General features: G+C 29.5%; 9 protein-coding genes. 6 read left to right on the top strand and 3 right to left on the bottom strand.

What is annotated here, in order from left to right; genetic code table 11:
• Positions 1 to 24: 24 nt before the first annotated feature.
• Positions 25 to 1329 (bottom strand): hydroxymethylglutaryl-CoA reductase, degradative, encoded by a 1305-nt coding sequence (locus CHB63_RS14605; protein WP_262494209.1) that lies wholly within the window; start codon positions 1327 to 1329, stop codon positions 25 to 27.
• Between the two features lie 121 nt (positions 1330 to 1450).
• Between CHB63_RS14605 and CHB63_RS14600 the strand changes: the two genes are divergently transcribed.
• The 5 genes from CHB63_RS14600 to CHB63_RS14580 all read left to right on the top strand — a co-directional run bounded on the left by CHB63_RS14600 (position 1451) and on the right by CHB63_RS14580 (position 9482).
• Positions 1451 to 3640, top strand: a complete 2190-nt coding sequence (locus CHB63_RS14600) for a S9 family peptidase (protein WP_089379217.1) — start codon at positions 1451 to 1453, stop codon at positions 3638 to 3640.
• Positions 3641 to 3696: 56 nt separating this feature from the next.
• Positions 3697 to 5187: a peptide MFS transporter gene (locus CHB63_RS14595; RefSeq protein WP_176420401.1), complete on the top strand. Its 1491-nt coding sequence runs from the start codon at positions 3697 to 3699 to the stop codon at positions 5185 to 5187.
• Positions 5188 to 5285: 98 nt separating this feature from the next.
• Positions 5286 to 6761, top strand: a complete 1476-nt coding sequence (locus tag CHB63_RS14590; RefSeq protein ID WP_089379216.1) for an MFS transporter — start codon at positions 5286 to 5288, stop codon at positions 6759 to 6761.
• 70 nt (positions 6762 to 6831) lie between these two features.
• Positions 6832 to 8862, top strand: a complete 2031-nt coding sequence (locus tag CHB63_RS14585) for a peptide MFS transporter (protein WP_089379215.1) — start codon at positions 6832 to 6834, stop codon at positions 8860 to 8862.
• Positions 8863 to 8942: 80 nt separating this feature from the next.
• The gene (locus CHB63_RS14580; protein ID WP_089379214.1) at positions 8943 to 9482 is read left to right on the top strand and encodes a thioredoxin family protein; all 540 of its coding nucleotides are present in this window, start codon (positions 8943 to 8945) and stop codon (positions 9480 to 9482) included.
• Positions 9483 to 9487: 5 nt separating this feature from the next.
• On the opposite strand, the gene CHB63_RS14575 is transcribed toward CHB63_RS14580, so the two are convergent.
• Positions 9488 to 11530, bottom strand: a complete 2043-nt coding sequence (locus tag CHB63_RS14575) for a ComEC/Rec2 family competence protein (RefSeq protein ID WP_089379213.1) — start codon at positions 11528 to 11530, stop codon at positions 9488 to 9490.
• Positions 11531 to 11682: 152 nt separating this feature from the next.
• Between CHB63_RS14575 and CHB63_RS14570 the strand changes: the two genes are divergently transcribed.
• Positions 11683 to 12570 (top strand): hypothetical protein, encoded by an 888-nt coding sequence (locus CHB63_RS14570; RefSeq protein WP_089379212.1) that lies wholly within the window; start codon positions 11683 to 11685, stop codon positions 12568 to 12570.
• Between the two features lie 46 nt (positions 12571 to 12616).
• Here CHB63_RS14570 and lpxB read toward each other — a convergent pair whose 3' ends face one another.
• Positions 12617 to 13735 (bottom strand): lipid-A-disaccharide synthase, encoded by a 1119-nt coding sequence (lpxB, locus tag CHB63_RS14565; protein ID WP_089379211.1) that lies wholly within the window; start codon positions 13733 to 13735, stop codon positions 12617 to 12619.
• Position 13736 lies beyond the last annotated feature (1 nt).

Genomic DNA, 13736 nt, shown 5'->3' with positions numbered 1-13736 from the left:
ACTCCGCTCAGCCACCGACTAACATTAATTATCTCCAACCAACTTATTATATGCTTCAACCACTGCATTGTGTGTAATGGTTTTGTTCTCAAAATAATTTATCAAATATTCTTTTTCCTCTTCACTCGCTCCTAACTGTTTAATAATATTTGTTAAGTGCATTTTCATATGTCCTTTTTGAATACCTGTGGTTGTTAAAGCTCTTAAGGCTGCAAAATTTTGAGCCAAACCAGCAACCGCAATAATTTCCATTAATTCTTTTGCTGATGGATTCCCTAATAACTTTAATGATAATTTTGACAAAGGATGTAATTTTGTCAATCCACCAACTGTTCCTACAGCCAAAGGAATTTCAATCCAAAATTTAAAAATTCCGTTCTCGATATTAGCATTGGTTAAACTTCTATAACTTCCACTTTTTGCTGCAAATGCGTGAGCGCCAGCTTCAATAGCTCTAAAATCGTTTCCAGTAGCAATAACCACAGCATCTATACCGTTCATTATTCCCTTATTATGTGTAACCGCTCTATGTGGTTCTGCATTTGCAATTTGAACTGCCTGCACAAATTTTTGAGCAAATAATTCAGAGTTTTCAGCATACAAATCTTCAACTTTGCAACTAACTTCAGCATGTACCAAACATTCCGGAACATAATTAGATAAAATACTCATTACAATTTGAATATCTTCCTTCTCAAATTCATTTGCAATTGCTTCTAAACAAGAGTTTATAAAATTTGCTCCCATACTATCTACTGTTTCAAAAGTAACATATAATTGATAGTAATTTTCTAATTCAGAAGTTTTATCACGTAATTCTATATCTAATATACCTCCGCCTCGCTTTCGCATATTTTGAGTAATTGCATCGGTAACCTTAAATAATTGTTCTTTTTTATCAGCAAAATAATTTTGAAGTTCTGTTTTTTCACCTTCATACATAAAATGAACCTGTCCAATTTTTGTAGTAGAAATTACCTCCGCTTTAAATCCTCCACGTGTGCTCCAAAACTTCGCAACCAATGAAGCTGCAGCAACCACAGAGCTTTCTTCAATTGCCATTGGCAATGTGTAATCTTTACCATTTATTACAAAATTAGGTGCTACTCCGAACGGTAAATAGAAATTAGAAATAGTGTTTTCAATAAAATCGTCGTGTAAATCTTGAAGTACTGGATTAGAATTCCAATATTGCATTAATACTTGTTTTACGCTGTTTTCATTATTGAAATAAGTTGAAACTAACCAATCAATTTTTTCTAACTTATTAAGTTTAGAAAATCCACTAACGGTTTTAGACATTATAAGTGCTATTTTATATTTTGACAAAGATAATTTTTTAAATATTAAAAAAACAAAAACTGCCAAATGTGAATTTTTATGATTTAATTCAGGTCCATTTTGCGAAATTTTTCTTAAACTTGACAGTTATTTCACAAAATCATAATTAATGAGAAAGATACTTATTTTATTTATTTCTATAACTTCCTTAGTAACAGCGCAAAAAAATAATATTTCAGTTGAACAAATTTGGGATGGAACCTTTAGAACAGAGCGCATGAATTCGCTAAACTCTATGAATGGTGATTTTTACACACTTTTAAATTTCAATAGAGAAACGCAAAGTACAACCATTGATAAATTTAGTTATGCTACTTTGGAAAAAGTGGAAACAATTGTGGATAGTAAAAATTTATCAGATTTAAAATATTTTGAAAGCCACTCTTTTAATAACAATGAAACTAAATTGATTTTAGGAGTTGATTCTGAACCAATTTATAGACGCTCAAGTTTAGGTGTATTTTACGCCTATGATATTGCATCAAAATCCTTACAATTAATTGATGAAGAAAAAATTCAGGAACCAACTTTTTCACCAGACAGTAAAAAAGTAGCTTACGGAAAAAACAACAATATTTTTATCAAAAATTTAGAAACCAATGAAATTACTCAAGTAACTGTTGATGGATTAAAGAATAGTATCATAAACGGAATTTGCGATTGGGTTTATGAAGAGGAATTTAGTTTTGTAAAAGCCTTTGAATGGAGTAACGATAGTAAAAATATTGCTTTTTTACGTTTTGATGAAACCGAAGTTCCAACTTTTTCAATGGATATTACTGGTAAAGAATTGTATCCAACCCAACAAGTTTTTAAATACCCAAAAGCGGGTGAAAAGAATGCTATTGTAACCTTACATTTATTTAATGTTGACACCAATAAAACTGCAAACATAAATCTTGGAGCTTACGAATACATTCCAAGAATAAAATGGACGAATGATTCAAACATTTTATGTGCAACCACCTTAAATCGTCATCAAAATGATTTAAAACTACATTTCATAAATGCAACTGATAATTCTTCTAAAATTGTTTTAAATGAAACAGACAAGGCATATATTGATATAAATGATAATTTGACATTTTTAAAAGACAATAGCTTCATTTGGACCAGCGAACAAGATGGTTTTAATCATATTTACTATTATTCAAAAGAAGGCAAACTTATAAATCAGGTTACAAAAGGAAATTGGGAAGTAACCAATTTTTATGGTATTAATGAAGCTACAAAAACTGTTTTTTACCAATCGGTTGAAGATGGTTCTATAAATAGAACACTGTATTCCATTAAATTAAATGGGGAAAATAAAAAACGTTTGTCTAAAAGTTCAGGAACAAATAGAGCTTCTTTCAGTAAAAATTTAAATTACTTTATCAATACTTTTTCTGATGCTAACACACCTCCGGTTTATACCCTGCACAATGGTAATGGAGATCAATTAAAAGAAGTTTTAAATAATAATAAATTATCAAGCGAATTAGAAAGTTATAAGTTGTCTAAAAAAGAATTTTTCACATTAACTACTCAAAATGGTCAGTTTAATACCTGGATGATAAAACCTGCTAATTTTGATGCTACTAAAAAATATCCTTTATTTATGACTCAATATTCTGGTCCAGGATCTCAATCTGTTAGCAATAGTTGGAATAGCGCCAATGATTACTGGTATCAGCACCTTGCTCAACAAGGTTATATTGTGGTATGTGTTGACGGAAGAGGAACTGGTTTTAAAGGGGCTGACTTTAAAAAAGTTACCTATAAAGAATTAGGGAAATACGAAGTGATGGATCAAATAGACGCAGCTAAAGAACTAGGGAAATTAACATATATTGATGCAAATGAAATTGGAATTTGGGGATGGAGTTATGGTGGATTTATGTCTAGTAACTGTTTATTTAAAGGGGATGATGTTTTTAAAATGGCAATAGCAGTGGCACCTGTAAGTAGCTGGCGTTTTTATGATTCTGTTTATACAGAACGATATATGCAAACTCCACAAGAAAATCCTTCAGGTTACGATGATAATTCGCCTATTAATTATGCAGACAATTTAAAAGGTAACTTTTTATTAGTACATGGTTCTGGTGATGACAACGTACATGTTCAAAATACAATGCGTTTATCAAACGCCTTAATTGAAGCAAATAAACCTTTTGACCAAGCCATTTATCCTGACAGAACTCACGGAATTTACAGAGGAAAAAACACAAGATTACATTTATACAATAAAATGACTAAATTTATCCAGAAAAATTTAGGTGAAAAAGAAACAAAATTAGAATTATTAAAAAACTAACAAACAACTTTAGTAAAAGTAAAATCTTATTTAAACATAAATTTTAAAAAATAATTATGACTAAAAAAACTTCAATGCAAGGACATCCAAATGGGTTAATGACTCTATTTTTCTCTGAAATGTGGGAAAGAGTTTGTTACTATGGAATGAGAGTGTTATTAACACTTTATTTAGTAAAATCTCTTATGAAAGGTGATGCCGATGCCGCAATAATTTATGGGGCATATACAGGGCTGGTTTATGCTGCTCCTATAATAGGTGGTAAATTGGCAGATAAATTTCTTGGATATAGAAATGCAGTTATGTTAGGAGCAATCCTAATGGCTATTGGAGAATTTGTGATTTTGGGAGGATCTGAACAATTTTTAATGATTGGTATGGGAGCCTTAATTGTAGGAAATGGTTATTTTAAAGCAAACATCTCTACCATTGTGGGTAAGCTATATAAAGACGACGATCCTCGAAGGGACTCTGGTTTTACAATTTTTTATATAGGAATTAATATTGGTGCACTAATAGCAACCACCCTTATTGCATATGTTGGTGAAACGTATGGATTTAAATATGGATTTGGATTGGCTGGATTTGGTATGCTACTAGGTTTAATTATATTTTGGACGGGAAGAAAAAACTACGCTGCAGCTGAAGGCCTTGGGTTTACAGAAGAAGGTAATCAAAAAGTATTTGGTGGATTAAAAAAAGCACATTTAGTTGGTATTTTATCACTGTTACTTATTCCTGTTGCATATTTCTTAATTATGCAAAATAGTTGGTTAGATTATATATTAATTGGGTTATTTTTATTAATCACGTATGTTTTAATTAAGGCAGGTGTAGATGCAGATTCAAAAGAATCAGTAAAAGTTTGGAAAGACAGAATGATTGCTTTATTAATTTTTATGTTAATTAATATTACATTTTGGGCTTGTTTTGAGCAAGCAGGAACATCTTTAACTTTATTTGCAGATAGAAATGTTGACAGAAGTATTTTTGGTTGGGAAATGCCAGCTTCAATGACACAGTTCTTCAACCCTTTCTTTATTATTGTATTTGGATCTATTTTCTCAGTAATGTGGGTTAAGCTAGCTAATATTGGTAAAAACCCTAGTATTCCAATGAAATTTGCTTTTGGTATTTTACAATTAGCTTTAGGTTTTTTAGTTACAAATATTGGGCTACAGTTTGTAAACGAAGCGTATCAAGTACCATTATTAACTTTAGTTATTTTATACCTATTGCACACAACAGGAGAATTATTTTTATCTCCAATTGGACTGTCGATGGTAACTAAATTATCTCCAAAAAAGATCTCGGGAACAGCAATGGGAGCTTGGTTTTTAAGCTTTGCTATTGCAAATTATGTTGGTGGTAAAATAGCTACTTTTACTGGTGGTCATAGTGAAACTGGAGAAGTATTAACTGCTGCACAAGGTTTAGATAAATATATAACTGTGTTTTCAACATTAGGTTTTGTTTTAGTTGGTATATCAGTTTTAATTATGCTATTTAATAAACCATTGAAAAAATTAATGCACGGTGTAATTTAATCTGATTTAATAATTTAAATGACAAAATATTAATTATATAATTTAAAAAAGCTCAAGTATATTTTATACTTGAGCTTTTTTATTAAAATTTTAAATAAATGAGTACAGAAAACAAATCTTTTTATGGAGTAATGAAGTCTTATAATAAGAACTTCTGGGTTGCGAGTTCAATGGAATTATTTGAACGTTGGGCTTGGTATGGCTTATTTGCCGTTCTTGCATTATATCTAACTGGATCTACTGACGAAGGAGGTTTAGGTTTTACCCATACAGAAAAAGGGCTAATAATGGGTATTGTTACTGCAATACTTTATCTTTTACCTATGATTACTGGGGTTATAGCTGATAAAATTGGATATAAACTTTCCTTAATAATTGCATATGTTTTATTAATGACAGGCTATTATTTTATGGGAGAAGTTTCAAGTTTTACATCTGTTTTTTTAGTTTTTCTTTGGGTTGCAGTTGGAGCAGCTATGTTTAAACCTGTAGCTTCAGCAATAATTACAAAAAACACCGATAAATCTAACTCAACCTTAGGTTTTGGAATTTTTTATATGATGGTAAATATTGGAGGTTTTGTTGGTCCTGCATTTTCATCAACTTTAAGAACACAATATGGTTGGAAAATAGTATTTCTTCAAGCAGCTATTGTTATTGGAATAAACTTATTAATTCTTATTTTCTTTTATAAAGAAGAGGACAGAGTTAAAAAAGAAGAATCAATAAGTGAAGCTATATCTAGTTCTTTATTAAATATTTGGGAAGCGGTTAAAGACAGTCGACTTTCTGTATTGTTAGTAATAATGGTTGGTTTTTGGACAATGTTTAACCAATTATTTTACACACTTCCAACCTTTATTGAAGATTGGGTAAATACAAGTGCTTTACATGATTCAATCGCCAATGTTTCTCCTTGGCTAGCCAGTTTTATGAGTGGTGGTGGTGATTCAGTTAACCCAGAAATGCTTATAAACATAGATGCCGGAGCAATTATTGTTTTTCAATTAGTTGTTTCATATTTTGTTTTAAAAATGCGACATGTTAGTGCAATGATAACTGGTTTTATTATTGCTTCAATTGGTATTGGGATTACATTCTACACAGGTAATGGTTTATATACGATCTTAGGTATTGTAATTTTTGCCATTGGAGAAATGATGACAAATCCAACATTTTCTTCTTTCATTGCCTTAATTTCTCCAAAAGGAAAAGAAGCATTATATATGGGAACCTATTTTTTACCAATTTTCTTAGGTAATTTTTTAACAACATTTGTATCTGGAAATCTATATCAAGCCTGGTCAGACAAATTAAGTTTATTACAAACTGAAATGGCCAAAAGAGCCATTGAAATGCCAGAAATATCGCAAGATTTTACAAAAAATGATTATTTTGCTTCTGCATCAGAAAAATTAGGAATGACTCAAACAGAAATGACTCAAATGGTTTGGGACACATACAATCCAAATAAAATTTGGTATGTTATTGTTGCTATTGGTGTTGTTACAATTTTGGCATTAACTGTATATGACAGAATGGTAATTCGTCCAAAGGAAGCAAAAGCAGCTTAATCTTTAACAAATTTAAACGCTTCTTTTATTAGGAGCGCTTATTATAACTCAATTCTTTTAATAACAATTTATGAGCAAAACGAATAACGAATTTTTCGAAACACAAGTACTAGGACATCCTTCCGGACTTTTTGTATTGTTTTTTACTGAAATGTGGGAACGTTTTTCATTTTATGGAATGCGTGCCTTATTGGTTTTGTTTTTAGTAAGTGCCTTAGGAATTGGAGGTTGGGATTGGCCACGTGAAAATGCATTGGCACTCTACGGAACCTACTTAGCTTTATTATATTTAACCCCAATAATTGGTGGAACTTTAGCTGATAAATATCTTGGAAACAGGAAAGCAATTATTATTGGAGCCATAATTATGACACTTGGCCACGCAAGTATGGCTATAGAATCTAATCCGTTCTTTTTATATTTAGGACTTGGTTTATTGGTTATTGGAACCGGTTTTTTCAAACCTAATATGAGTTCTTTTATTTCAATTTTATACCAAGACTTTCCTGAGAAAAAAGATGGTGCTTATACTATATTTTATATGGGGGTAAATGCGGGTGCTTTTCTAGGAATTATGCTCTGCGGATATTTAGGTGAAACTCTTGGCTGGGGATGGGGATTTGGATTGGCTGGGATATTTATGCTCTTAGGTTTGCTTCAGTTTACATTGGCACAAGGAATTTTTGGCGAAGCGGGTAGTAAACCAAATAAGGTTGACAAAACTATTGAAACCGATGACCATTCTAAAATTGAAGATAAATTAAATCCCTTTACCTTAATAGATAAATTATTAATTGTTATTGTTGCAACTTTAGGACTAACCTGGATTATTAACGATCCATTATCCAAAATTGGAGGTGTTAATTTTTTAGAATTTGGAGGAACTGATTATTCTAGCCAAACAATTATAATTACCTTAATTTTATTTTTGTATTTGCTTATTTCAAGAATTGTAAGATATAGTGAAATTACACGTGATAAAATGATTGCTGTTGTAATATTTGCGTTCTTTATTATCTTTTTCTGGGCTTCGTTTGAACAAGCTGGTGGTTCTATGAGTATTTTTGCCAAAGATTATACCAGCAGGATATTATCTGGAAATTCAGCTTTAATATTTAATATTATTGATATTATTATCACCGTTGTTCCAATAGCAATTATTACTTGGGTATTATTCCTATTATTTAAACAAACTTTTAAAAAATATTTTTTATCTAACTTAATTTTAGGATTTAGTTTTGTACTAATTTGGGCTATAGTAATTTGGAAAATCTATAATAATTTCAATACTTATTCTTATGAAATTTCATATAATACGTATCAAGTAACTGAAAAAAATTCGGAAGGAATTGAATCAACAAAAACTTTTGCCATTACAGCAGAAACAAAAATTCCTGAAAACGCTACTATAGTTGAAAACAATACTGTTATTAGGTCTTCAAACGACTTTGTTAAAAGTGATGAGATATCAATTATAGATATCGATAAAAAAGGTGTGAAATTTAAATATTTAACCGAAGATAAAGCAAGTGAAATTAACACATCAATTAAGGCTTCCATCATAAGAAAAAAAGAAAATGAAATTGAAATTCCGGCAACCTGGTTTTTAATTTTAAATTCCCTATTTATAATTGCTTTTGCCCCATTATTTTCAAAATGGTGGGAAAGTAAATACAATCCTAAACCTGCTAATAAATATGCAATTGGCTTATTTTTCTTAGGAATCGGATTTGCATTTTTGGCTTTTGGATCTTCAGGAATACCACAAGGAGCAAAAACAGCCTCGGTAAGCATTATTTGGCTTATCCTAGCCTTTTTATTTCATACTTTGGGTGAATTATGTGTATCTCCTGTTGGACTATCTTATGTAAGTAAATTAGTACCTGCTCGTATGATTGCATTTATGTTTGGAGTTTGGTATTTGGCCTTAGCAATTGGAAACAAAGCTTCAGGACAAATGGGAGCTATGATAGATGATATCACAGCTAAATATGATATTTCAACTTTCTTTTTAATTTTTACTTTTGTACCTATGATAATTGGTGTAATTGCATTTTTATTAAATCCCGTTTTAAAGAAATTAATGCACGGAGTTAAATAAATTTTTTAATTCTTTGTAAATTTGGCAGCATTATTGCGTCAAAAGAGAAAGTACAAACTATAAAACAATAAATTTTGAACATGAAGAAACTACTAATTTTAACAATTGCTTTATTTAGCATATCATTATCGGCACAAAAAATTAATTGGATGACATTTGAAGAAGCAGTTGAAGCTCAACAAATTACACCAAAGAAAATTTTTATAGATGCATATACTGTTTGGTGTGGTCCTTGTAAAATGCTTGATAAAAATACGTTTCAGAATAAAGATGTTGCGGATTATGTAAATGAAAATTATTATGCCGTAAAGTTTAATGCCGAAGGAAATGAAACAATTAATTTTCAAGGAAAAACTTTTAAAAATCCAAATTTTGATGCAACTAAAAAGGGTAGAAACAGTTCTCACCAGTTATCGGCTTATTATGGTATAAGTGCATATCCAACTATTATATTTTTAGATGAAGAATCTAATTTAATTGCTCCTTTACCTGGTTATAAAACACCTCAGCAATTAGAATTATATTTAAAATTATTTAAAACTGATGATTTTAAAACATTAACAAAACAAGACGATTGGGCAAATTATCAAGCAAATTTTAAGTACGAATTTGTTCAGTAAATTATCTAATCTTTTAGAATAAAAGCTCCTTTTTGCATCGTATTGTAAAAAGGAGTTTTATTTTTATAACAAGTTCTTTCCCAATTTTCCAAATAACTTTTATAATTAGATGCGTCGGCAATTAAAATTCTTGGCTGATGTATTTTTAAAAGTCGTTCTAAGTTTATTTTTGGAGATTTTTGCAATAAAATTATAGTTGGTTTAACAGTACTAAAATTATAAATCCCCAAACTATCTACCACAAGTATTGTTTCATTTTTAAACATATAGAGATTATCAGAGTTCTTAGATTTTAAATTATTCTTTAAACCGGTTCCTATTAAATAAGACTCGATAGCATAGTTGTTAATTAAAGAGTCTTTTGAAGAATAGACTGTTAATTCACTACCCAATCTTTTTGCTAAAATTGAGGTTTTATAATCATTAAATACAATAATTTCATTTGTAGACTCCCTTTTATATTTTTCAAAAATTAATGTTGATTGAATAGCAAGAAAAGAAACTAAAAACAGGACCAAACGGTAATATTGTTTTTTTTCAGTCCATTTTATAAATAAAAATATAAATGAATAAATAGCTACCATCAAAAAAACAGATAACGAAATATCCTTAATAATAAAAACGTGTTGATTTGCAATCCAATCAACAAAATGATTCATTTGCTTAATAATAAACATAAATAAATCTGCCAAAACCTGTGGTAACTGACTTATTAATGACAGACTAATTACAATAATTCCAACCGTTAAAATAAACCCCAAAAATGGAATTATCACCAAATTAGAAACAAAAAACAATCCTGGAAATTGATGAAAATAATAAATACTCAACGGAAGCACTCCAATTTGGGCAGCTAATGAAACCGTTAATAATTGCCACATTTTATTAATTAACCAGAATTTTGGAGTTATTAAATTATTTAGTTTTGGTTGAATCCATACAATAGCAAAAACAGCCAAATAACTTAGTTGAAAACCAACTTCAAATAAATAGTAAGGATTAAACAGCAACAAAAAGAACATTGAAATAACCAATGTATAATAAATATTGGTAGGCCGGTTTGCATACATTCCGATAGTTATTGCAGTAAACATAGTTACAGCCCTAACAACGGATGCTGATAAACTGGCAACAATGGCATAAGACCATAACAAACAAATTATTAAAAACCCTGCAATAAATTTTCCGTTTTTAAAGTAAAGTAATGGCTTAAATAAAAAGTTAAGAATTAATAAAATAATTCCAATATGCAAACCTGAAACGGCTAAAATATGAATGGCTCCCGCACTTGAATAACTCTCTAATAAATCACTAGAAATACGCTGTCTTTGCCCTAATAGCAAAGCATTAACAACCGCTAATTCGTCATTATTAAATCCATATTTTTTCAACGAATAATTTATCTTATCTCTAAAGTTAGCTGCAATTCCAATTAAAGTTGACCTAGTGTTTGGCAACTTTAAAAATTGATTATTTCTAATATATATTTGATGATGAATTTGTTGTTTCTCTAAATAATTTTTATAATTAAAAGTATAAGGATTCAAAGGCTTGTTTAGCTCAAGAATTGAAGCGTTAACAACTATTTTTTCATCAACTTTTAATTTGGGAAAAATACTATCCTTATTAATATTTAAAAGAATTTTTCCAATAGATTTGGTTGTCTCTACCTGAATAATTTCAGCTTCATATTTATCGTAATAATTTGTAGCTTTTAAAACTTTAATAATTGAAAGCGTTGCTAACGTATTTTCGTTTGTTTTAAAATTTGAAAGATTGGCATAATGGTTTTTCTCATTTAAATTATTTTTAAATGTGATTGAACTTACACCAATAAACAACGAAATTAAGGCAACCAAAACAGCATAAAATAACGATTGATTAATTAACTTATTCGAATAAAAATGAATAATAGAAAATGTTATTGTTATAACAGAAGCCATTAAAACAAGGGGAAACGGTTTAATTGTAAAAAAACTTCCAATTAAAATACCAATAATTAAAAAGAAAGTAAGCTGTACGGGTACATACTTTAAAAATTTTATCATAGCTCGATAAAACTACAAAAAATATTTGTTTCCGTTTTCTATGAGTTTTTTTAAATCCAAAGAGCTATGTAACAATTGTTTCATAATGATTTATGTCATAATTGACCACTTTTAATTAAGGTAATTTTGGCTAATAATTAAAATATGAAAACATGAAAAATCTTTTATTAAGTAGTTTAGCTATCATTTTTATTGGAATTTCTTCCATAGCTCAAGACTTATCACCATATATAAAAGTGGTAGAATCTTCTGAAACAATGAATGCCATTTCAGAAAAAGTTGTGAATGCATTAAAAGATAATTCATTTACTGTTTTAGGTACTTATAACCCATCTGGCAAAAGCACTTTAAAAGTAATCGCTTTTACTAGAACCGATTTAAAAAATACAGTTGTAAAAGTTACTGACAGAGGTGCTTTAGCAGCAACATTTAAAATAGGTCTTATTCAAAAGAATGGGAAAGTAACGGTTTCTTATACAAATCCAGAGTATATTTTAAGAGCTTATTTAGGCACTAATTATAATACTTTTGTAAGTACATTTAATAAATTTAGTAACGATTTAAAAACAAGTCTTTCTGCGGTTGGTAATGAATTTACACCTTTTGGTGGAACAGTTGCTGCCAAAAAATTGGGTAAATATCACTATAAAATAATGATGCCTTATTTTTCTGACCCTGTTACTTTAAACGAGTTTTCATCTTTTGAAGAAGGTTTAAAAACAATTACAGATAATTTAAAGGCAAAAAAAGGAAAAACTACACAAGTATATCAACTTTTATATACGAATGAAAAAATAGCTGTATTTGGTGTAGGATTAAAAAATGTTGAAGATGGTGAAGCTCATTTCTTACCTATAATTGGTGAAGAACATGTAGCTGCTTTACCTTATGAAATTATTCTACAAGGTAAAAAAGCAACAATGCTTCATGGAAAATATCGATTGGCTTTACATTGGCCAGAATTAACAATGGGAACTTTTATGAAAATAATGAGTACTCCTGGCGATATTGAAGATACCCTTGAAGGTTTATGTAAATAAAATATTAGTATTCAATTATTTCTATATTTCTATAAACTCTGAAACATTAATTTGTTTCAGAGTTTTTTATTATTAATGCTGCCGTTTTTTTAGAAGCTCCTTTTCCTCCTAGTTTTTTCTCTAAATCAAAATAATCTAAAAATATTCGAGTTCTATTACTCTCATCTAATATTTTGTGAAGCTCACTTTCAAGGTTTTTTTCATTAAATTCATTTTGAATTAATTCCTTTACAACTTCCTTTTTCATAATTAAATTAACCAATGAAATAAACTCTAAATTAATCAATCGTTTCCCAATTTGATATGAAATCCAACTTGTTTTATAGCAAACTATTTCAGGAACTTTAAACAATGCCGTTTCTAAAGTTGCAGTACCAGAAGTTACAATAGCTGCATTTGAAACTGACAATAAATCATATGTTTTATTGCTTATAAATTTTACATTATCCTCAGCTATAAACTGTTGATAAAACTCATATTCCTGACTTGGAGCTCCGGCAATCACAAACTGATAATCGTGGAATTTATTAGCCATTTTCAACATTACAGACAACATTTTCTTAATTTCCTGCTTTCTACTACCAGGTAATAATGCAATAATTGGTTTGTCGGATAGTTTATGTGTTTCTCTAAATACTTTTAATCCAACTTGTTTTCTATTTGAAATTGAGTCTAATAATGGATGTCCTACAAAATGAACAGGAAAATTATGTTTTGACTCGTAAAAATCTTTTTCAAAAGGTAAAATCACATACATTTCATCAACATCCCGCTTAATTTTTTTTATGCGATTTTCTTTCCAAGCCCATATTTGAGGCGAAATATAATAATGTACTTTTATGCCTTCTTTTTTAGCAAATTCAGCAATGCGCATATTAAATCCAGGATAATCAATCAGTATTAAAACATCTGGTTTAAATTGTAAAATATCCTTTTTACAAAAACTTATATTTTTTAAAATTGTACGAATATTCATAAGAACCTCAGCAAAACCCATAAATGCCAAATCACGATAGTGCTTTGCCATTGTTCCGCCAACTTCTTGCATTAAATCTCCACCCCAAAATCTAATTTCAGCATTGGTATCGTTTTCAAATAATGCCTTCATTAAGTTAGATCCGTGCAAATCACCAGAAGCTTCTCCTGAAATAATGTAGTATTTCATT

Source organism: Lutibacter flavus (assembly GCF_900188355.1).
Lineage (GTDB): Bacteria > Bacteroidota > Bacteroidia > Flavobacteriales > Flavobacteriaceae > Lutibacter > Lutibacter flavus.
This window is presented reverse-complemented; position numbering and strand designations above follow the sequence as displayed.

What these genes read in the sequence shown, in the direction of transcription:
- CHB63_RS14600 (WP_089379217.1), top strand. Translation starts at nt 1,451, where the DNA reads ATGAGAAAGATACTTATTTTATTTATTTCTATAACTTCCTTAGTAACA.
- CHB63_RS14595 (WP_176420401.1), top strand. Translation starts at nt 3,697, where the DNA reads ATGACTAAAAAAACTTCAATGCAAGGACATCCAAATGGGTTAATGACT.
- CHB63_RS14590 (WP_089379216.1), top strand. Translation starts at nt 5,286, where the DNA reads ATGAGTACAGAAAACAAATCTTTTTATGGAGTAATGAAGTCTTATAAT.
- CHB63_RS14585 (WP_089379215.1), top strand. Translation starts at nt 6,832, where the DNA reads ATGAGCAAAACGAATAACGAATTTTTCGAAACACAAGTACTAGGACAT.
- CHB63_RS14580 (WP_089379214.1), top strand. Translation starts at nt 8,943, where the DNA reads ATGAAGAAACTACTAATTTTAACAATTGCTTTATTTAGCATATCATTA.
- CHB63_RS14575 (WP_089379213.1), bottom strand. Translation starts at nt 11,530, where the DNA reads ATGATAAAATTTTTAAAGTATGTACCCGTACAGCTTACTTTCTTTTTA.
- CHB63_RS14570 (WP_089379212.1), top strand. Translation starts at nt 11,683, where the DNA reads ATGAAAAATCTTTTATTAAGTAGTTTAGCTATCATTTTTATTGGAATT.
- lpxB (WP_089379211.1), bottom strand. Translation starts at nt 13,735, where the DNA reads ATGAAATACTACATTATTTCAGGAGAAGCTTCTGGTGATTTGCACGGA.